This window comes from Flavobacteriales bacterium, from assembly GCA_020435415.1.
GTDB lineage: Bacteria > Bacteroidota > Bacteroidia > JACJYZ01 > JACJYZ01 > JACJYZ01.
In genome coordinates this window covers 1-20,205 of sequence record JAGQZQ010000015.1, presented here as the reverse complement: position 1 = coordinate 20,205, position 20,205 = coordinate 1, and the positions used below count along the sequence as shown (strand labels likewise).

Below are 20,205 nucleotides of genomic sequence, written 5' to 3'. Positions count from 1 at the left end.
AAGGGCTCATGTTACCTGCTGTAACCTGGTTTAACCAGGGGGATGTTATGGTGATTTATCGTGCGCCAATCCGATGCCCTACCGTTGTATTACCATTTTACCAACCACCATTTGATTTTCTGATTGACATGTGATGAAATACATTCCCTCCGGAAGATCGTTTACATCCATGGAAACCTGTTGGCCGGCGGAAGTCTGCACAGCCGTCAGCCGTCTTACGATATGTCCGGCAAGGTCATTGAGCACCAGATTCACTGAGGCCATTTCCGGAACACTCAGTCGGATATTCACCACACCGGATGCGGGATTTGGGAAGATGGCCATGTGGAAGTCGGGGCTTATCGTTTCATCCACCGAGGTGGGATTTAGCAGATCTTTAATGCATTGGTATTTGAAGTTACGGTGAGGCACCTTCACGTCATCGGTCAGTCCCCAGCAACCATACCTGTTATAACTGCTGGTGAGGGTAAAGTGCATGGCCAGTTTTCCGCCGAGTTGAATAAATGCATCGTCAAGATTGTAGCGCATCTCCTCACACATGCGCAGGGTCCGTTCTGCCAGGATACGATTGGCTATGTTGGTGGTGCTCCCGCCACCGTGATCGGGGCCACCCTCATATGAACTGAAGCCACCGGGAAGATTCCATGCTGCTGCTTTCGCGATCCACTGTATTCTGCCTGCTTCATTCACCCCCTGATCATCTATCTGGCTTGTGATACTCGCGTGGCAGTCATCCAGGATCTTGGTCGTGTCCTCTCCGGAATTGGCGCCGCCGCTGAAGTATGTTTGACAGGCAATCGAATAAATGTAACCGGAGGGTGTTCCAAAGTTGGTATTGATGTATTGCAACATGGGCTCCACCCACCACTTCAGCATGGGTTCATGACTACACAGTACAACACGGATGCGGTTATTGAGACTTCCGGTACCGAATACACCTTCAAAAGCCTGCGCCAGCTGAACGGCACGTCTGGCATGATTCTCTTGTTCTCCGATTCCGAGATCCTGTGCCCACGCCTGGTTATATAAGCTCTGCTCGAAACCCGGTGCGGTGTTCCATACTTCATTGCTGCTTTCCACATAAATATTGAGCCCACTGTCGAGACTATCCTTGAGCAATTGCGCCAGTTTGGTAATATAGTCGGCAGATGCGGAAATCGGCACATTGATCCAGGGATCCGTTTGGGTCCGGTTAGCCAGGCGGATCACATCCTCCCAGCACGCCCCTACCTGTTTGCCGATGGTAGACACCGCTACCTGAGAAGCATCCGTTGGAAGCTTGCGGTCCACCCATTCCGAAGTGGCAGGATAATCCGGGTCACTGCCATTGGTTCCGGTAAAGTTCATGTAACGAATGGATGTGAAGTTCACATCATCCAACATGGCCAGGAACTCATCCAGGAAAAGGTTATCGTCATTCGTATAACCAGGTCGCAACATCTTGAAATCCGTGAAACCGGTATTTGTGGCGGAGCTGGCTGTGCGTTTGGTATTGGTAAAGTCGATCAGAACAAAGCCATAATTCGCTCCCTGTGCGCCGGATATCACAAAATCGAACGTCGTGGTATTGCTGTTGCTGTCATAAACGAGGTTCTGCACCTGTCCACCCACCGTACCATTTACGGAAGCCTGTCCGGTAAAAGAACACTTATAGGTTCCGTTCACATCAATCCGATAGACTTCCGGGTCATCAATGGATGAAGACCATTCAGCTACCGGTCGCCAGTCAATCACGTAGCGGGCATCAACTTCCGGCCAGCCTTGTGCATCGGTATTGGCCGAGGTAAGGTCCTGGTTTGTGTTAAGGTCTGTCCAGCGGTAGTTTTCTTTGACCACATCGATGTATGTGCCCCCCCTTTCGGGAAAGCCAAGATTCACACCAATCTGTGCATAGGAAGCTACCACCAAAAAGGAAGCGGTAGCGAGGGCGTAGAGTTTTTTCATAGCAGTAGGGTTACGGAAATGTCAATTTATGACAATCCGGGGGGAATGCAAAATTTCAGGAGGCGGGAGGTAGTAGGCAGTAGGCAGTAGGCAGTGGGCAGTCGTGATCCCGGTGACATGTCGAAGCAATTAGTTATAAGACAAAAGACAATTATCACTAACGCGTTAACCACCTAAGAATGCTTGAAACCAAACTGGCTTTGAACGAATGGCAAATCTGCCTTTAGCCAGATTCCCTGCCTGTCCGGCGAGGCAGGCTCACTGCGCTTCGGGATCTCTAAACCCGAAAACCAGGCAAGTCAAATACCGCTAGTTTGGTCAACGCAATAGTCACACCAGCCTGCACTGTACTGTCCTAAGCTTCGGCTGGCATATCACCAAATCACACATCACCAAATCATACATCTTACCCTCGCGTACCCAAATGCAAACTCTTACCCTGCAACCCAACGCGTCGCCTACTGCCTCCTGCCTACCGCCTACTGTCTACTTTTCTACAATCTATTTCCTATCTTGACATCAGCTCAATACTTACAACATGAATACCCGATACCTTTTCATCCTGTTAATCGCATTGGCACAAGGTGTTTATGCACAGGAACAGACCTTTGAAGTCCCGGCTACCAACAGCCGCAGCACCGTTACACAACGCCTGGCAGCCACCGATATAGAAGTTGCATACAACAGACCCAATGTCAAAGGGCGTGTGATTTTCGGAGATCTGGTGCCTTATGGTAAAGTATGGCGAACCGGATCTGATGCGAGCACAAAAATCACTTTTTCAACCAGTGTTTGGTTTAATGGGTTGAAGGTAAATTCAGGGACGTATGAACTTTTCACTATTCCAGGCAAGGATGAGTGGACCATCATCCTTCAGCAAAACAAATCCCAGTGGGGTTCCTACTCTTACAACCAGGAGAATGATGTCCTCAGAACAACCGTCAAAGCCAATGCTCTTCACGACATGGTAGAGACCTTCACCATAGGATTCGGAGATATCATGTCAAACAGCGCCATTCTTGCATTGTCCTGGGAAAATGTCATGGTTCCCGTGAAGATCACTGTTGATCTGAAAGAGACCGTGCTTCCACAATTGGAGGTTAGTCTGCAAAAGGAGGGTAAAAAGCCCTACTTCAAAGCCGCCATGTTTTACTTTGAGAATAACCTGGGTATCGACAGGGCCGCCGAACTGATGGCCATGGCGATCAAGGAAAACCCTGACCATATCGGTATGCTTTACCGGCAGGCGTTGATACTGGAACGAAAAGGAGATGTTAATGAGGCCATTGCGGCTTCAGAACATTCGCTTGAACAGGCTCAAAAAGCTCCGGAAGAATTAAAGACAGAGTATATCAAATTGAATACTGTACTCCTTACAAGGCTGAGAGGGCGGTAGAGAAAGGCAGTTGATACGGTAGCAACAGATCCCGGTGTGACGATTTGAAAATTGGGGTGCTCATCGTGTGAAGAATTGCTTTCGGGATGCCAACCTTAAACCTTAAACCTTAAACCAGACACCAGAAACTAGACACCAGAAACTAGAAACCAGAGACTAGAAACCAGAGACTAGAAACCAGAGACTAGAAACTAGAAACTAGAAACCGCAACCTTCTCCGTAAAGGCTCCGGCGGGCGTTTCCATGATAATAAAGTACGTACCTGCCGGAAGTTGTTCCGGAAGCTCAAATGTTTGCGTTAGCGTTCCGGCGGCCGGACGAAAAACGGCCAATGTCTTTCCTTCCAGATCAAATATGCGGACGGTTTCCGGCGCATAAGTCACATCGGAAACCTGCAGATTAATGGTAGTTCCGGTGATCGGGTTTGGAAAAAGTCTTGGCTGATTTACCTCCCATTCGTATATCCCTTGTGGTGGATCCGGTGGTGTGGCGATGCCGCTCTTATTAGACCTGGAGTTGTTGTAATTCTTTGTCTTCCCCTTTTCAATGGTGCATCCCACCGGGTGGTCTACCTCGACCATATAATACAGGATGGTTGAATTCATATCCAGGGTCCAGTCCTCGATCATCCTGTCTTTGCTATCAATTGAATCTTTTGACACCGCCATAGGATTCAAGGTAGATCCTTCCCAAAGCCTGAAAAATTCAAAATTAAATCCTACATATGGCATCCACATGCATTGCATCTGATTGCTGGTGCCAATGCTTAGTGACAGATGCATGGTGGAATGAACAGCACTTTGCGCCGATTCATTCCCGAGACTATCAATATAGGACAACTTATAAGATACCGGGCCTTTGTCGGGAGTGGATTTGAGGTCCCGGTACTCACTGTATTCTGCGTAATCCACGGAATCCAGCCTGGAAAAAACACCCTGTCCGTCGTCCTTCCAAATCACATAACGGTCTATGCCCAGGCCCGGGGTCTTCTCCCAAACCACGATACAGGTGTTGGTCAGGTCCACCGTCACAAGGCATAATTCCGGTGCAGGCGGTTGGCTTTGAGCAAAGGATGTGAATGAAAGGGCTGAGATACATCCTGCCACAAAAATTCTACGGGTATAATCGCGCATACTATTGGGGTTTTCTGGTACAAACGAACTTCTCCTTCACATCAACAACACCCTATAAAGGTAACAAACATCGGTCAAAGCACAAGTCATTCGCTGTGTCAGCCAAAACCATTATTTTTGCACCCTCGTGAAAATAATTAAACATATCACATGGCAAGGATGCATCTGGTTGCTCTTGCTAATGGTTCATACGACAAATGCCCAGTCGCCGGAACCCAGGGTGGAAACTTCCAGTCCGTACAAGACCATCCTGACCCACCTGACCTATCTTCAGCCGGAGAACTACCAACCCAACCTGGCAGCCAAGGCCCTTAATACAGACCAGGGGGTTGATGCCGAACGATTGGCCGTTCAACTCAAGCAAGTGCTGGATGGCGAAGGCTTATGGGTAGATCCTGACCGGATTCCCAAAAACCCTAATTATGTTGACTCCATTACCGGACTCTCCAGGTATGTACTTTTCAAAGAGCATCCGGATATTTTTGTAGAGAAAGTGAACGGCCAATGGTTGTATAGCCAGCGTACTGTAGAAGTGATACCCGGACTGCATAAGAGTATCTATCCTTTCGGAAGTGATTTCCTGATGCGCTTGTTTCCCGACCATAGCCATAAGGTTTATCTGGGCCTGAAGGTTTGGCAACACCTGGGAATCCTCTTGCTCATCATTCTTTGTGTGGTTATCCATAAACTGCTCAGCCTATTCATTCGTGCCATTCTGGTGCGTGTGGCAAGAAAAACATATCACCTCGAGACGAATCTCAAAATGGCGCTGGTTGCGGCGCGTCCGCTAAGTCTTCTGGTGATTACGCTGCTACTGGTATTTCTTGTACCGGTTCTTCAACTACCCATTGCCCTGAACAAGTACGTGGTGGTCATCATCAATGCACTGACACCCCTCTTCGGAACCATTTTCCTGTACCGCCTGGTGGATCTTGTCGCTGTCTATTTTGAGAAGATGGCAGAGCGTACGGAAAACACGCTTGATGATCAGCTGATCCCTCTTATCAAGAAGTCGCTGAAGATCTTCATCATCCTCACCGGATCGCTGTTCGTGCTTCAGCAGCTGAACTTCAATGTGACCACGATCCTGGCAGGACTGTCCATCGGTGGACTTGCCTTTGCGCTCGCAGCGCAGGACACCATCAAGAACCTGTTCGGCTCGTTGATGATCTTCCTGGACCGGCCGTTTCAGATCGGCGACTGGATCAAGTCAGGTGACATAGATGGAACCGTAGAGGAAGTAGGTTTCCGCTCAACGCGTGTGCGCACCTTCGCTAATTCTCTGGTGTATGTGCCAAACGGACAAATTGCAGATAGCACGGTAGATAACCTGGGACGCAGGGTATACCGGCGTTTCAAGACGACCATCGGCGTAACCTATGACACACCTCCTGCCCTGATTCAGGCATTCACAGATGGACTTAAACAACTCGTGGCCAATCATCCGGGTACGCGAAAGGACTATGTGGAGATCCACCTGAATGACTTCGCCGGATCATCGCTCAACATACTTTTCTACATTTTCTTCGACGTACCCACATGGTCGGAAGAACTCAAGGCCCGTCACGAGATCATACTGGGCATCATAGAACTGGCGGATACCCTCGGTGTGCAATTCGCCTTCCCCACCCAAACCCTTCACGTGGAAAATTTCCCCGGCAAAGAATCTCTTTCCCCCAAATACATGACCAACCCGGACGAGATACGGGATAAGGCGGTGAGGTATTTGAAGGCGTATAGGGAGAAGGTTGGTAAGTAGGCAGGAGGCAGGAGGCAGGAGGCAGTCGTGATCCCGGTGACATATCGAAGCAATTAGTTATAGGACAAAAGTCACTGGTCAGGGTTGTTAATGGATGGAATGGCTTTGAGAAACCGGACGCTAGGAGTTCCTGACAGGAATTCTATCATCACACCAACCTGCACTGTCCTAAGCTTCGGCTGGCAGGTTTTCAAATTGGTGAATTTTCACATCACACATCACACATCACACATCATACATCATACATCATACATCACACCCGCGTACCCAAATGCAAACCTTTACCCGGCAACCCAACGCGTCGCCTACTGCCACCTGCCTACTACCTCCTGCCTACCAAACATTCGGTTGCATCACAACAAAAAAAACCACAACTTGCGGGATGCCGGGCGAAATGCATGGAGCCCGAGCCTTAACATCGTCCTCCCATGAAGAAACTATTATCGGCAGTGGCTTTGCTGATTGCAAGCTCAGCAGTCGCACAGATAACGATTACGCGAGATGACATGCCCAATGCGGGCGATAAGGTCACGTTAAGTGTTCAAACACAACTGTCAGGATTTAATCCGCAATTGACAGGAGCAGGCATGACGTGGGATTACACCACGCTGGTGCCAGACTCTCAGAGGTATCAGACCTTTCCCCTGGCTGCGTCAACCCCCTACTTCTATTTTACATTTATCTCCGATTATGGCACGCGGAATTACAATCCGGATGACCTTCCGTTTTCACTACTGGGTACACCACCTGAAAATGCCTACTACTTCTTCCGCGAGAATGCCAGCACTTTTCAGGTAGTAGGTGAAGGGTTGACCGTAAGCGGACAGGCACTTCCCGTTTTTTATAACTCCCCTGATTTTGTTTATCTGTTCCCGTTGAATTACGGGAACAAAGATTCCGCCAATTCCGGCTACACCCTGTCATTACCAAACATGGGGTATTTTGGAAAAAAACAGAAGAGGGTTAACCAGGTGGATGGATGGGGTACACTTCAACTTCCTTTCGGCACTTTCGAGACGGTACGTGTTCATTCTACACTGTATGTTACTGACTCCATATTTCTGGATACCCTCGGCTTCGGATTCAACATCCCGTTGCCCATCGTTCATGAATACAAGTGGCTTGCCAAGGGCGGAAAGGTACCCATACTTCAGATTAACACAACGGAATCACTGCTGGGTGGTGGCATACAAACCGTAACTGACGTCATCTATCAGGACAGTTCATATATGGAATTCCAGGTGGAAGTAGATGCATACCGCACATGTCCTTACGAGGAGAATGGCAGTGCCGAGGTCATTGCCCGTTCAGGAAAATCACCTTATTCATATCAATGGTCCAACGGTGCTACAACACCTGCCATCTATGATCTTGGTGAGGGCATATATTCTGTAACGGTAACAGATGCATACGGACAAGTGCGTACGGCATCCGATACTGTACTCAGCACCGTCAGCCAACTCTCTTGCCTGAACTTTCCCACCGCCTTCACGCCTAATGAAGATGGGATCAACGATGTCTGGCGTATTCGCGGTATCCAGGAATTCCCCGATGTGAATGTAGCAATATATAACCGATGGGGGTCATTGGTATTCAGATCCACCGGATACAGCAAACCATGGGACGGACGCTACGGTGATACAAAGGTGCCACCCGGTGTCTACTATTACTTTATCCGGATGGAAAGCGGTCAGGAGTTTCAGGGAAATGTAACTGTGATCTATTAACATGACGTCTATGAAAAACATCTTATCCCATACTCGCATGACACGTGTAATGATCATCATTCTCAGTGTGATTACCGGTCAGGCCGCCATCGCGCAGCAAACTTTTCAGCACACCTTATTCAGGAATCAGTTACTGGGACTTAATCCAGCCATTGCCGGCACGCAGGATCATATCCCTCTGGCACTCACCCATCGCAGCCAGTGGGTTGGACTGGAAGGGGCTCCTTCAACACAAGTATTTACCGTGCACGGTCCTGCCACCAAAAAAGCGGGACTTGGCCTTACCATGATCAATGATCAGACAGGTCCGGCGGGAACATTTTCCATACAGCTTTCCTATGCATGGAAGGTAAAACTCACAGATACACGTACACTGTCTTTCGGATTGGCACCTGCCTTGTATCAATTCAGCCTGGATAAATCGAAACTCACCACCGACCAGGCTGGAGATCCTTTACTCACTGGCGTCAATGAGAAAAGCATTTCCGCCGACGTATTGGCTGGCGTATATTTTTATGATGAAAAAATCGCTGTAGGATTCTCCATACCAAATCTTTTGAGAAGTGAAGTATTCTTCGGAGACGCACTTGCCACCGAACGGTTGCCACGTCATTTCATCCTCACCGCCTCTTACAGCGATACCCTGAACGCCACCTGGAGGTTTAACCCGTTGGCTATCGGACGTTACACGCCCGGCGCCCCGGCACAAGGTGATCTCACCCTTCGTGGCGTGTATAAGGAAACGGCATGGCTGGGACTCGGAGGACGGGCCAGCACAGCGAAAGACAAAGGAGAAGCATTGCTCATGCAGTTTGGCCTGGACCACGGCCCTTATAGCATCGGCTACAGCTATGATTATACCCTTTCTACCATAGGTGAAAACAGCGGCGGCAGCCATGAGATTCTGCTTCGGTATCGCATTCCCCTTTGTGGACAAGGAAAAGTGAGGAAAAAGAAAGAAGACGACATTGTGGCGCCCATAGCGCCAACAGATTAAAACGAATGGAATATCGTAAACTTGGAAGAACCGACATAGATGTCAGTGTGATTTGCCTGGGCACCATGACCTATGGCCAGCAAAACACGGAAGCAGAAGCCCACGAACAACTGGATTATGCCCTTGATCACGGGGTAAACTTCATCGACACCGCAGAAATGTACCCGGTACCACGTGATCCGGATACGCAAGGTAGCACGGAGAAATATATCGGCACCTGGCTGAAAGCACGCAACAACCGCAATAAGGTAGTCCTTGCCACCAAGATCGCAGGCCCTGACGACACGCTGCTACACATCCGTAACCCAATGGGGTTTGGCCCCGTTCAGTTAAAAGATGCCCTGGATAAAAGTCTGAAACGCCTGCAGACAGACTACATAGACCTGTACCAGTTGCACTGGCCGGAACGTCCGAATAACCGCTTCGGCATCCGGTATTTCCCTGCTACCAAAAACAGTGAGTGGAAAGACAACTTCGCATCCGTTTTGGATACCCTTCAGGGATTTATCAAAGAAGGGAAGATCCGCCATGTGGGATTGTCCAACGAAACCCCTTGGGGTGTCATGCGTTTTCTGGGAGAAAGCAGTGCTGACCGCCCCCGGATGGTAAGCATTCAAAATGCCTACAGCCTTTTAAACCGCACGTTTGAATATGGGCTTTCGGAAATATCCATCAGGGAAGATGTTGGTCTGCTTGCGTATTCACCATTGGGTTTTGGGCTGTTATCCGGAAAATATTACAAAAAGACGGACAAGCCCGAGGACAGGCTCAACCAGTTCAAACAATTCCTGCGTTATCATGGTCCCCGATGCGGGGAGGCGGTAGCAGAATATGTTCAACTTGCCGAAGCATCAGATCTCACACCCGCACAAATGGCCCTGGCCTTTGTAAACCATCAGCCATTTGTAACGAGCAATATTATTGGTGCCACAACGATGGATCAATTAAGGGAAAACATTGGCAGTGCGAATGTGACCCTATCCAATGAAGTACTCAAAGAAATTGGCAAGATCAATGCGATGTTCCCGGAGCCGGCGCCGTAGTTGTATGAGGCAGGAGATAGTAGGCAGGAGGCAGTTCGTCAACCTTAAACCTTAAACCTGCAACCATTATCATCTGTGGGCGACGAATACGGGAAAGCTACCTTCCGCAATCACTTCCATTCCGACACTTTGATGAAAAAATCCACCGAACGGCTTTTTCCCGAATGCCCCCATGACGATAAGGGGTTGAGACCATTGGGATGCAAAGGAGATGATTTTTTGTGCCGGGTCTCCATCGCGGTGGTAGGTATCGTACTTCCTAAAATGATGTTTGGCAAACTCTTCCAGTAGGGTGATGTCCTCTATATGATTTTTTGAAGATGGGTTTACCTCAATAATGTGTACATGGGTCTTTGCCGCCAGGTCCGGGAACATTTGCGTAAACTGTTTCATAGCAAACACCGACTCTTTTCGTCCGTCATAGGTTACGACCACATTTTCGATACCGGTATAATCTCCGGGAGTCACCAATGCCGGACAGGCCGCTGCTCTCAGAATCGGAGCCAGAAACCGGGACTGTGTTTTACCGCCAATATGTCCTTGATAGGTATCCACACCAATAATCAATAGATCAGCAAAAAGACTTTCCCTGATCAGCTCATCGGAAAGATCACCATCATCGGTATGCATGGCGAAGTTGATTCCCTCCTGCCGGCATTTTTCTTCAAACCTTTCTTTGTGCTCACTGGGAATTTCCCCGGTGATAACCTCATAGTCAACCGATGATTCGGAGGCAAAGGAAATGGGATACGTACCGGCCAGTACTTTCTCCGGTTCTTTGACCAGAACGTGGATCTTCTTTAGCTTAGGAACATAGATACCCGTGAGGCTCACCTCCTCCGGCAGGGATAGAGATCGTGCACAATCCACGGCCTTTTCCGGCAGCAGTGCATCGTCAATGGCGATCAGAATTTTCTTCATAATTCAGTCTTTTTCCGAAGTTATGATCCGATCCTGGAAAAAAACATGATGCATATCACCGTAAATGCCTGATGTCCGGATGTTTCATATAAGCGAAAGTTTACTATTTTTGCCAACCTGTTTTGAAGATAGTAGATAGTAGTTAGTAGATAGTAGTTAGTAGTTAGTACTAGCGACTATCTACTAACTACTATCTACTAACAAAAAAATGGCGCGGTAGCTCAGTTGGTTAGAGCGTCGGATTCATAACTCTGGATAGCCTCCGCCGGAAGTAATTAAGGGATAGTAAATTAGGCCGTATATTGTGCGACTGGTTTACACATAGTTTACACAGTGTTCTTTCACATCGTATTAAATGGCGCGGTAGCTCAGTTGGTTAGAGCGTCGGATTCATAGGCAATTAAGCTTGTGCCCCATGCGGGAAACTGCATGGTGAGCAGGGGGTTAACTCATGGAAACCTTCATCCTGAAAATGGATATGGCAATCATGAGCCAAGCCGGGAGTACACTCCCGGAAGGTGCAGAGACTACTGGAGGGGTTTAGTCCCCTTAATAACCAGCATCGAACGCCCCCCGCCGTAACAGGTTATGCTGACGGCGGTGATATAGTCCGCCCCGTAATGAAAATTATGGATTAGGTGAACCCGGAGGTCGGGAGTTCAAATCTCCCCCGCGCTACCATTATCATCTTGAGGAAGATAAATAATTACCGGATGAATCTTTTTGAGTTCTTCAAAGAGTTATATTTTAAAGAGAATGATAGGAAACTTGAGTTACAAAACGCACTCAATATCCCAATCATTACAGTGACTGCCATCGTTTCAATTCTATTTTATTTCGTTACCACCTTCAGCTATGGCAAGGATAGTTATTGTCTCAATGCTATCTTCGTTATTCTGAGCATTGGAACGGCATTAGTCCTGCTGTTTAGCATAATCCACATCACACGATCATATACAGGTATCTGGACTGGGTATGATTATTCCTATGTAGCTGGTGCCAAGAAGTTGCAGGATTGGTATGGCGATCTTATGCAATATTACAATGAGCGAAATGGAACGATAAGTGATATCAATGAAGCCTTCAAGCAAGGGGTACTAAACAAATTCACCGAAAGTATTGACAAGAACCGATTAATCAATGATTTGAAATTCAAATACCTATTTAGAGCAAAACAAGGACTTGTTATTGCAGTTTACTTGACAATGGCAACCTCAATTGTTTATCTTAGCAACTTCTTTCAAGCGCCGAACGAATCACATAACTCAGAGATAATGACACCGGAAGAAGATCAACAAAATGGCGGTTCCCAAGATTCCAAGCCTGTCGAACCACCGCCACCACCACCACCACCACCCAATGAAATTCAAACCGAAGGTGCAGAACCAGTAGCACCAAGGCCAACTCCGCAGCCCGAAAGAACAAAAGAAGATTAGGTTCTTATCAGAATATCTGATCGGATTTTGCAACAGTTTTAGCTTCGGTCAACTTTTTAAAGGAATTTAGGGTTGATGACAAGGAAGTGAGTAGCTCGCTTGAGATTTTGTCTTGTTCCTTTGGAACACGCTCCATCACGCCGTTAACAGTTCCTATTTCAGGAGTGTTTTTATGATCGCTTGCAAGGGATTCGACAATGTCATAAAGAGCTATATAATTCTTAGAATTGGATTCGATTTCCTTCTCATATTGGCTTCGTAGCCAGTCAATAAACTTAAGCAGGTCATTTACCACCATTACAGTCTCAGCATCACCTTTCTCATGAATCTGCATTACTAATCTGAACTGACCACCTAACGATCTTGCCATTGATCCAAACAAGATCAACTTACCTTGGCTATGTAGGTTCTTCAGATGATCGATTACATATCGAAGAATAATACTCAAATAAGGAGGCTTCTTACGGATTATGTCCGAAAGAACCATTGAATCAATAATCCTGAAGGTTGACTCACTTTCTAACACACCCGCCTTTGTTCCTCTCTTTATTGAGTAAAGGACAGACCCGAATAAGTCGACTACCAGATAATTTTCTTGGTATTTACCCATGTCGGTACCGATAACAGTGGAAATCAATTGCTGCAAAGATGAACATGCATAATCAACCACCCTGACTTTCTTATGGTCTATAGCTTTATCAATTAGGGTAGTGAGCATATAAGGTATGTTGTGAACAATAAAATTCCACTGCAAGGCAGCATCTATGTCATGTCTGGTGTTTGCTTTAAGGCCAAACATGAACTTCAGGTCATCAATTGTATCTTCTTCAGGCAAGCTTTTTTCAAGGTGCAGCCCAAATATTCTCTCTATCGCGAACATTCCTTGGAAAATAATCTCATCCTGATCGTTTGCTAAAAGGCGCTCAACAAAATCGACATAATAGTCATCCAAAGATTCTGTTCTTATCAGCTCTATCGAGTTATTTGCGTGGTGTTTATGAATTTCTTCAATAGCACCCCATATTTTTTTCAATGCGATATATCCCTCATTCTTTAATGACGCATTGACGATGCCATTCCAAATTATAAATAAGACATTGTATCCTTCCCGAAGTGCTCTCCTGTCTACATCATTGGTCACGAATGGAATAAATTTCTTGGTAGATTCCTGAATAATGAGCGCAGGAATATGCTGATTCCCTTCCTGCGCATATCGAACACCCAAGTCGCGGAGTATCAGAAACGGAGAATTATCAAGCTTTTCCAAATCGTCGTAATTCAGCATTCCATGACTATAACCAATGAGGGTTGCAATATTATCAGTTGTTATCTTATTGCATTCCTCTGCTATAACTGCCAGAATTGCTTTGTGTGATCCTGGCGCTGAAATCACTCTTTTGGAGATAGGCCAAAGCAGGACTATGCCAAATATAAAAAGGAAACAGAGAAAATATAATGCTGTTAACTCCGCGTAGTCAACTACATCTCCTTTCAATATTAAAAAAACAAAAGAGTAGCAGAGGATACTGACCTGAAAAGCAAGGATGAAAACCACTTCGGGATTTCGTAAGAAATGCCTAACACCTGTTATGCCAAGCCTTGTCCTGAAAAGCTCAAAACCGATCAAAACCAGCGCGATAGATACCCCCAGAATAGAACTAAGAACAGAAATAATAACCTCGGCTATCTTTCCAGGGTCTTCAGTTTTACTTAAACCAGCATAATCAGGGAGCCATCCCAAAGGAATGTAAAAAAGAAAGAAAAAAATTGTTCCAATAAGAATCGGAACATACTTGATTTGGTTCTTAATAATGTGAGAAAGAGTTCTATTTATCAGTGCTTTCATAAGTAAGTGGCAAATTACTTCTTTTTCAACTTCCTAACCTCATCCGACAACTTACCCAAGCTGGCCTGCAACGCCTCCACCTGCTCCTTGAGGTCATTCGGCTTGGTCGGAAGATAATAACTCAGTTTCGCCACAACGTACCATATTTCCTTTACATCCTTGCCATGCACTTCATAGGGCGGGAATTCATCGTTGTCGCTAACCAGGGTAAGCTTCCTATTTTTGGTCAGCGTATTGAACAGCCGCTTCACGACAATGCCGTCATTGGTAACAATCACATGGACGAAACCATCCCTGGTGTTCCGGGGATCATCCACATACCGGGCGATCACCCAATCATTGTGATAGATGGTATCGTTCATACTGTCTCCCTCCACCTGGAAGCATCGGAACGTACCGTTGCGGAATCTGGCATCCGGCAGGTTAAAGACCGGTAATTCATGGAAGAACTCCGGGTCGGTATGCCCGGCCAGGTAACCGGCTGCGGCTTTCGCGTCCACCATTGCGATATTATCCTGACCGGATTGATCCAGGGTAACCACAACCGGTTTGACGATCTCCTGTTTGCTTTCCGGGGATTTCTTTCCGGTGATGATGTAGTCCAGGCTGACGGGATACCTGGCAGCCATATCCTGCAACATGCCGGTTGTTACATAGCGTCTGCCGGATTTGATGTCGTTGAAATTCTGCTGGCGCACGTTGATCGCCTGGCAGAATTCGGTGTACGTTTTCACTTGTCCGTTTTTTTTCAACAATTCAACAGTTTCCAGGAAGCGTTGACTTATCTGCTTTTTCGCTTTACTCATGGGTTTGTTAGACTAAAAGTTGACTAAAATTTAACCAAATAAAGTAAATATAATCTTTGAATATACTTTTTATAGGTATATTTTTGGTGCTAAATTAAACATTTTGTACTCAAAATAAGTATTTACACTGGTAAATTCCCAAAAGATGTTCAGTGAGCAAGAAATCCAAAACCTTAAAAAGGCACTGCCGACAAGGGCTGCATACGACATTTCGGAACAGACGGGTATCTCCCGGTCCACCATTTATAAATTTTTCAATGGTGGTAAGGTGCGGACGTATTGTGCACAACGGATTTTTGAAAGTGCCCTGCTTCTGGTAGAGCAAGCGCAAATCACAGCCGGTACATTAAAAGCCAAATGCCAGTTGATCCTGAATGAGGACCAAGAAAGCTACAATGGAGGAAAGGACGGCAACCGAGTTTCCGCAACCGAATAAATCAGCACCTATGGAGATCATCGTCTTTGAAAAAGAGGCCTACTATAAAATGCTTGCTGAGATCAAGCATACAGTCAGACAAGGCATCCGGGATGCCAATACGGAACTCACCAAATCCATGAAGCAGGGGAGCAACGGAGAATTGTGGGTATCCGGCAAGGAGGCCCAGAAAATCCTGGATGTGAAGCAGGACAAGCTGCGGATGCTTCGCAACAACAATGAGGTCAAATCCAGCCAGCACGGAAGAAAAATACGCTATTACAAACCCAGCCTCTATGAGTTCCTGGAACGAAACACCACCGTCTGATGCCTACCGACAAAGAATTGTTCCAATCCCGGAACAAGGCCATATCCGAGCAGTACAACAAACTGAGCAGCCAGGGATACAGCAACGACTACATCCTTGCCCAGCTTTCCCAAACTTATTTCCTGAAAGAGCGAACCATCTATGCCGTCGTTTCCGGTGAGTATGACCGGCGAAAAAGGCATAGAAATAATTCCCGCTGATGCCGGTTGCCTATGATTTCGACCGGATCAACGACAGGTTTGTGCATGCCGTCACCTTATTGCAGGACAACCTGCAATACCTGGCCGATCAGGGCAAGGTGAGCGATAAGTTCGTGGCCATGCAAAACGAGATCATCAACTGCCTGGTGGACTACCACCATGAAACCGAGCATTACATCTCCGGGCTGGAAATGGAGAACATGGAACTGGCTTCCGGGAGATTGAAACAGATCACCAGGCTACGCGATGAAAAGGTCTGCCTGGAAGCGGTTTGCTTTATTCACGGCGTCATGGACCTTCCTGCATGGATGGTAAAAGGCAAACGTTACCTCATCAGCGAAACGATCAAGAATAACCGCCAGCACACTATCCAGTTGCCGTCAAGACTTACATCGTACATCAATGAAATGGATCCCACTGACCGCGAAATAATGATGCGGTTGCTGTGGAAGAAATACGACGAGAACCGAAAGCATGACATTACAGCGAAAGAATATCAAGAAGTCCGGTAAGAAACCAAAGAAGAAGCACACGTTGCTGGAGATCAAGGATTACCTGGACTTCAAGTACGAATTCCGGCGCAACCAGCTTACCCTGGAGATCGAGATACGGGCGATTGACAAGGGCGATTTCGTTGTCCTGGATGAAGCCTACCTAAACAGCCTGTGGATCGACCTGCAACTGGATGGCTTCAAGGTATCCGATACGGTACTGACCAAAATCCTGAACTCAAAGCTCACCGACGAGTACAACCCGCTCCAAATCTACTTTGACAAACTCCCGCAGTACGACGGGCAAACCGACTACATCGGCCAGCTCGCCGAGACGGTGACCATTGCCGACATCAAGGTGGGAAAGGTCAAGCTGACCGAATTGTGGCGGCCATACCTGGAGAAATGGATGGTGGCCAGCGTAGCGACTGCCCTTGGCCAAGGCGTGAACCACCTTTGCCTCATCCTGGTCGGTGGCCAGGGCATCGGCAAGACGACCTGGTTGAACAACCTTTGCCCGGCCAGTATGCGCGAGTTCCTGGTATGCTCCCACATCAACCCTTCCCTTACGGACGTGAACACGGCCAATTTCCTGGCTGAAAAATGGTTCGTGAACGTGGACGACCAGCTTGAAACGATCTTCGGCAAGGACTTCAACTCCATGAAGGCCATCATCACCGCCCCGTTCGTGACCAACCGGAAAACCTGGCACAGGTTCGCCCGGAAGCGGCAACGCATCTGTTCGTTCATGGGCAGCGTGAACAACCCAAAGTTCCTGACCGATAACGAGAACCGCCGTTACCTGGTGTTTACGACCAAAGACATTTCCTTCAACCACGACCTTGATATGGGCAAGGTCTGGGCGCAGGCCTTGCACCTGCTTGAGAACAAGTACAACTACTGGTTCACCCAGGAAGAAATGATCCAGTTGAACCAGGTGAATGAAATCTACCGGCAGGTTCCACCGGAGGAAGAATGGCTGATGAAGATGTACGAGCCGTGTGAACCCACCAACGCCCACGCCAGGTTCCTTATGCCGTCCGAAATGCTGACCCGGATCAATGCTTTCTCCGGGATGCGGCTCTCGATCAAGAAGCTGTCCTATGCAATGGAACGGTTAGGCTTTGGCAGCCCGGTATCCAAACGGGTGAACGGTAGTCCCAGGAAAGTCTATGCGGTGATAGAACGGACGGATTCGGATGAGGACAAGTACCAGGATGAAGTCAGGAGATCATTCGGACAGGCCGCTGAGGAAGTGCCGGCATACGTCAAGGACTTGCTCAACAACTAACCGGACTTCTTGCTGTCCCGGTAAGCGTTCAGCTTCCCTTTCACAAACTCCTTGATGGCCTTTTGCAGGCTGTCGTATCCGGCAATTTCGTTGAATTGCTTCTCTCCATTGCCGGAGGCCTCCATGCCCCAGATGCTGACAAATCGCTCGATCAGTCCGTCCTCGATCACGCCCACCCTTTTCTCGAACTCATAATTATACTGGCCGTCGTAGAACTTTCTGAACTCAATGTTCAGCAGGTTCACCTGTGCTTCAATGGCAAGCTGCATGGCATCCTGTTGTTCGCTGGTCAATATGGCTGTGTCCTGGCTCATGGATTTGGGTCTGTAAAGATAAAAAAACAGACATGCACAGACTTAAATACTACAACTACTACACTACTACATAGATATAAATAACTGATAATAAGAGACTAAGCTAAAACCCGCCGTAGTAGCAGTAGTAGTTGTAGTAGCGTAGTCGGGTAGTATTTGAAAAAACGGGAAGTTAAAAACGTGAAATCAGACAAATGTGCACAAAACCCGCACTGATGATTCACAAATTTTCACAAATGATGGACAAAAGACAGACTAAAAATCACAGGTTTGAGCGTGTCTCACTTACAACCGTTGTAAGATTTAACACAACCGTTGTTGAGATTTTTACAACGGTTGATCTTTCCCCGGTAATTCCTTGCAGCTCCCCAGCTCCTAATGTTGTTTTGTATGACAGTCATGGAGCCAAGAACAAAAATAAAAGCACAGTCAAAAAGCCAGTTGGCGGCGGCGTATGGTGTGAGCTTGAAGACGTTGAATAGTTGGCTAAAGCCATTTCGTAAGGAAGTCGGCGATTACAGAGGCAAAGTATTTACAATCAATCAAGTACGGATTATTTACCAGCAGGTAGGAGAACCGTAAGCAGTCCTATAAACGCTCTGAAATTCCGTATTTTGCATAAAAATCACGGCTTTGAGCAGACCATTCAAATCAGAGAAAGTAATTGAGGAACAAATATCCGACGCCACTTTACGTGCCTATCATGTTGGCTATGACCAGAACCGATTTCGCCTGCAACCATTAGCCAATGTCATTGCAGAGGTTATTCCTGAATTTGCATTGGGACATCACACCGGTGGTAGCATCCCAATTACAGAAATAAGAAAAAGACTACTGGAGGCTGCAAGGACAATCTATAATACTGATAAGTATAGCCGACGTGGTGAGTTCGGAGAATTAATTCTTCATTTGTTGCTGAGGGATTTTTATGGAAGTACGCCTTTGATCTCAAAGATATACTTCAAAGATACCGCCAATGTCACAGTTCATGGGTTTGATGGTGTACACGTCGTAGAAAATGGCGCCGAGGCTAAACTATGGCTCGGAGAATCGAAACTGTACGATAGTGGTAAAGCAGGTGTCAAGGCCCTTGCAGGAGATATCAGACAACATTTGAAAGAGGATTATCTAAGAAGGGAGTTCACACTTATTTCCAGGAAAGTGCCGCAAGACTTCCCTGAACGACAGAAATGGCTCGACCTAATGGACGGCAATCAGAAACTTGATACCATATATCGAGGTATTACTATTCCTGTTGTTTGCACATATTCAAGTGATGCCATAAATAAGTACGATAGCGAGGTTCCCGAATACTTTGCTGAATTTGAAAAAGAATGCAAGCAACTCAAGGAAGAATTCGACAACGAAGTTACCACCACAGATATTGATATTATTCTATTGCTACTCCCCGTCAAGAGTAAGCCGGAACTTGTTGATGAATTACACAAACGGTTAACAAACATGCAGGAAATATGAGCTATTCAAGCTTTTCTGAAGCCGTTTCGCTTCTGCAAAATGCTCAACTGATACAGCACAGTGAAAGCTTTGAACTTGCCAAGTATTGCGCAGGCTTGCTAAGAGACAAAACACTTGAAGATAATGGTAGAGAGTTGATAATACGAGTTCTGGATGCTTGGGATAAAATTGATACTGCAACAAAACCAATGTGGAATGACCTCATTGAGGCAAGTGGCCTCTACCCGTACGTAAATGATGAATTTATCAAAGGAGCCGGGTTGTTACGCTATGAATTACATCGATCCCCCTTCTTAAAGGATTACTTCCTCCACGAAGAACAACACCAAATTTCAATGAATCTGCTTTCGGAAGAGAGCGTTGTACTGAGTGCACCGACAAGTTTTGGAAAAAGCCTTTTGATACAGGAAATAGTAGCAAGTGGCAAATACAAAAACATTGTAATTGTACAACCTACTTTAGCATTACTTGATGAAACCCGTAAGAAGCTGAGAAAATATGGGGATAAATACAAAATCATCCTGTCCACATCACATGAACCAAGTGAGACCGATGGCAATGTATTTCTGTTTACAGGTGAACGGGTTGTTGAATACAAACATTTTAATACTGTTGACTTTTTTGTTATAGATGAGTTTTACAAACTCAGTCCGGACAGAGATGACGAGCGTGCCGTCATATT

Annotated in this window: 20 protein-coding genes; 14 read left to right on the top strand and 6 right to left on the bottom strand. The window is 46.7% G+C overall.

Annotated features, from left to right (window positions below; genetic code table 11):
• Positions 1-78: 78 nt before the first annotated feature.
• Positions 79-1,944: a T9SS type A sorting domain-containing protein gene (locus KDD36_04440; protein ID MCB0395873.1), complete on the bottom strand. Its 1,866-nt coding sequence runs from the start codon at positions 1,942-1,944 to the stop codon at positions 79-81.
• 538 nt (positions 1,945-2,482) lie between these two features.
• On the opposite strand from KDD36_04440, the gene KDD36_04435 reads away from it, so the two are divergent.
• Positions 2,483-3,340, top strand: a complete 858-nt coding sequence (locus KDD36_04435; GenBank protein ID MCB0395872.1) for a DUF2911 domain-containing protein — start codon at positions 2,483-2,485, stop codon at positions 3,338-3,340.
• Between the two features lie 191 nt (positions 3,341-3,531).
• On the opposite strand, the gene KDD36_04430 is transcribed toward KDD36_04435, so the two are convergent.
• The gene (locus KDD36_04430; GenBank protein MCB0395871.1) at positions 3,532-4,473 is read right to left on the bottom strand and encodes a T9SS type A sorting domain-containing protein; all 942 of its coding nucleotides are present in this window, start codon (positions 4,471-4,473) and stop codon (positions 3,532-3,534) included.
• Positions 4,474-4,654: 181 nt separating this feature from the next.
• Here KDD36_04430 and KDD36_04425 point away from each other — a divergent pair, with 181 nt between their 5' ends.
• The 4 genes from KDD36_04425 (at position 4,655) to KDD36_04410 (ending at position 9,999) form a co-directional block, all read left to right on the top strand.
• Positions 4,655-6,232 (top strand): mechanosensitive ion channel family protein, encoded by a 1,578-nt coding sequence (locus KDD36_04425; protein MCB0395870.1) that lies wholly within the window; start codon positions 4,655-4,657, stop codon positions 6,230-6,232.
• Between the two features lie 428 nt (positions 6,233-6,660).
• Positions 6,661-7,959, top strand: coding sequence for a gliding motility-associated C-terminal domain-containing protein (locus KDD36_04420; GenBank protein ID MCB0395869.1), 1,299 nt, complete (start codon positions 6,661-6,663; stop codon positions 7,957-7,959).
• A 37-nt stretch (positions 7,960-7,996) separates the two neighbouring features.
• Positions 7,997-8,956, top strand: a complete 960-nt coding sequence (locus KDD36_04415; GenBank protein MCB0395868.1) for a type IX secretion system membrane protein PorP/SprF — start codon at positions 7,997-7,999, stop codon at positions 8,954-8,956.
• Positions 8,957-8,961: 5 nt separating this feature from the next.
• Positions 8,962-9,999: an aldo/keto reductase gene (locus KDD36_04410; GenBank protein ID MCB0395867.1), complete on the top strand. Its 1,038-nt coding sequence runs from the start codon at positions 8,962-8,964 to the stop codon at positions 9,997-9,999.
• 69 nt (positions 10,000-10,068) lie between these two features.
• On the opposite strand, the gene KDD36_04405 is transcribed toward KDD36_04410, so the two are convergent.
• Entirely contained in the window at positions 10,069-10,920 is an 852-nt protein-coding gene (locus tag KDD36_04405) for a universal stress protein (GenBank protein ID MCB0395866.1), read from the bottom strand.
• Between the two features lie 713 nt (positions 10,921-11,633).
• Between KDD36_04405 and KDD36_04400 the strand changes: the two genes are divergently transcribed.
• Positions 11,634-12,356, top strand: a complete 723-nt coding sequence (locus tag KDD36_04400) for a hypothetical protein (GenBank protein ID MCB0395865.1) — start codon at positions 11,634-11,636, stop codon at positions 12,354-12,356.
• A gap of 7 nt (positions 12,357-12,363) precedes the next feature.
• Here KDD36_04400 and KDD36_04395 read toward each other — a convergent pair whose 3' ends face one another.
• Positions 12,364-14,202: a hypothetical protein gene (locus KDD36_04395; GenBank protein ID MCB0395864.1), complete on the bottom strand. Its 1,839-nt coding sequence runs from the start codon at positions 14,200-14,202 to the stop codon at positions 12,364-12,366.
• Between the two features lie 14 nt (positions 14,203-14,216).
• Positions 14,217-15,008, bottom strand: a complete 792-nt coding sequence (locus KDD36_04390; protein MCB0395863.1) for a LexA family transcriptional regulator — start codon at positions 15,006-15,008, stop codon at positions 14,217-14,219.
• A gap of 145 nt (positions 15,009-15,153) precedes the next feature.
• Between KDD36_04390 and KDD36_04385 the strand changes: the two genes are divergently transcribed.
• The 5 genes from KDD36_04385 to KDD36_04365 are packed head-to-tail and all read left to right on the top strand — an operon-like array spanning position 15,154 to position 17,733.
• Positions 15,154-15,444 (top strand): hypothetical protein, encoded by a 291-nt coding sequence (locus tag KDD36_04385; protein ID MCB0395862.1) that lies wholly within the window; start codon positions 15,154-15,156, stop codon positions 15,442-15,444.
• 10 nt (positions 15,445-15,454) lie between these two features.
• Entirely contained in the window at positions 15,455-15,751 is a 297-nt protein-coding gene (locus KDD36_04380; protein ID MCB0395861.1) for a helix-turn-helix domain-containing protein, read from the top strand.
• Entirely contained in the window at positions 15,751-15,951 is a 201-nt protein-coding gene (locus KDD36_04375; GenBank protein ID MCB0395860.1) for a hypothetical protein, read from the top strand. Before KDD36_04380 ends, KDD36_04375 begins: the two co-directional genes overlap by 1 nt.
• The gene (locus KDD36_04370) at positions 15,951-16,463 is read left to right on the top strand and encodes a hypothetical protein (protein ID MCB0395859.1); all 513 of its coding nucleotides are present in this window, start codon (positions 15,951-15,953) and stop codon (positions 16,461-16,463) included. Before KDD36_04375 ends, KDD36_04370 begins: the two co-directional genes overlap by 1 nt.
• Positions 16,426-17,733 carry a hypothetical protein gene (locus KDD36_04365; protein MCB0395858.1) on the top strand — a complete coding sequence of 436 codons (1,308 nt, stop codon included), beginning with the start codon at positions 16,426-16,428 and terminating at the stop codon, positions 17,731-17,733. The genes KDD36_04370 and KDD36_04365 overlap by 38 nt, the downstream gene beginning before the upstream one ends.
• Here the strand turns inward: KDD36_04365 and KDD36_04360 are convergent.
• Entirely contained in the window at positions 17,730-18,047 is a 318-nt protein-coding gene (locus KDD36_04360) for a hypothetical protein (GenBank protein MCB0395857.1), read from the bottom strand. The two genes, KDD36_04365 and KDD36_04360, sit on opposite strands and share 4 nt — an antisense overlap.
• 215 nt (positions 18,048-18,262) lie before the next feature.
• Between KDD36_04360 and KDD36_04355 the strand changes: the two genes are divergently transcribed.
• The 3 genes from KDD36_04355 to KDD36_04345 all read left to right on the top strand — a co-directional run.
• The gene (locus KDD36_04355) at positions 18,263-18,529 is read left to right on the top strand and encodes a hypothetical protein (protein ID MCB0395856.1); all 267 of its coding nucleotides are present in this window, start codon (positions 18,263-18,265) and stop codon (positions 18,527-18,529) included.
• Positions 18,530-18,680: 151 nt separating this feature from the next.
• On the top strand, positions 18,681-19,523 hold the full coding sequence (locus tag KDD36_04350) for a DUF1837 domain-containing protein (protein MCB0395855.1): 843 nt from the start codon (positions 18,681-18,683) through the stop codon (positions 19,521-19,523).
• A partial coding sequence (locus KDD36_04345; GenBank protein ID MCB0395854.1) for a DEAD/DEAH box helicase occupies positions 19,520-20,205 on the top strand: 686 nt, incomplete at its 3' end. The genes KDD36_04350 and KDD36_04345, both read left to right, overlap by 4 nt.

Coding starts and splice junctions, on each gene's coding strand:
- KDD36_04405 (MCB0395866.1), bottom strand. CDS start 10,920: ATGAAGAAAATTCTGATCGCCATTGACGATGCACTGCTGCCGGAAAAG.
- KDD36_04395 (MCB0395864.1), bottom strand. CDS start 14,202: ATGAAAGCACTGATAAATAGAACTCTTTCTCACATTATTAAGAACCAA.
- KDD36_04380 (MCB0395861.1), top strand. CDS start 15,455: ATGGAGATCATCGTCTTTGAAAAAGAGGCCTACTATAAAATGCTTGCT.
- KDD36_04355 (MCB0395856.1), top strand. CDS start 18,263: ATGATTCACAAATTTTCACAAATGATGGACAAAAGACAGACTAAAAAT.
- KDD36_04370 (MCB0395859.1), top strand. CDS start 15,951: ATGCCGGTTGCCTATGATTTCGACCGGATCAACGACAGGTTTGTGCAT.
- KDD36_04420 (MCB0395869.1), top strand. CDS start 6,661: ATGAAGAAACTATTATCGGCAGTGGCTTTGCTGATTGCAAGCTCAGCA.
- KDD36_04410 (MCB0395867.1), top strand. CDS start 8,962: ATGGAATATCGTAAACTTGGAAGAACCGACATAGATGTCAGTGTGATT.
- KDD36_04435 (MCB0395872.1), top strand. CDS start 2,483: ATGAATACCCGATACCTTTTCATCCTGTTAATCGCATTGGCACAAGGT.
- KDD36_04385 (MCB0395862.1), top strand. CDS start 15,154: ATGTTCAGTGAGCAAGAAATCCAAAACCTTAAAAAGGCACTGCCGACA.
- KDD36_04360 (MCB0395857.1), bottom strand. CDS start 18,047: ATGAGCCAGGACACAGCCATATTGACCAGCGAACAACAGGATGCCATG.
- KDD36_04365 (MCB0395858.1), top strand. CDS start 16,426: ATGACATTACAGCGAAAGAATATCAAGAAGTCCGGTAAGAAACCAAAG.
- KDD36_04425 (MCB0395870.1), top strand. CDS start 4,655: ATGGTTCATACGACAAATGCCCAGTCGCCGGAACCCAGGGTGGAAACT.
- KDD36_04440 (MCB0395873.1), bottom strand. CDS start 1,944: ATGAAAAAACTCTACGCCCTCGCTACCGCTTCCTTTTTGGTGGTAGCT.
- KDD36_04375 (MCB0395860.1), top strand. CDS start 15,751: ATGCCTACCGACAAAGAATTGTTCCAATCCCGGAACAAGGCCATATCC.
- KDD36_04400 (MCB0395865.1), top strand. CDS start 11,634: ATGAATCTTTTTGAGTTCTTCAAAGAGTTATATTTTAAAGAGAATGAT.
- KDD36_04415 (MCB0395868.1), top strand. CDS start 7,997: ATGACACGTGTAATGATCATCATTCTCAGTGTGATTACCGGTCAGGCC.
- KDD36_04430 (MCB0395871.1), bottom strand. CDS start 4,473: ATGCGCGATTATACCCGTAGAATTTTTGTGGCAGGATGTATCTCAGCC.
- KDD36_04390 (MCB0395863.1), bottom strand. CDS start 15,008: ATGAGTAAAGCGAAAAAGCAGATAAGTCAACGCTTCCTGGAAACTGTT.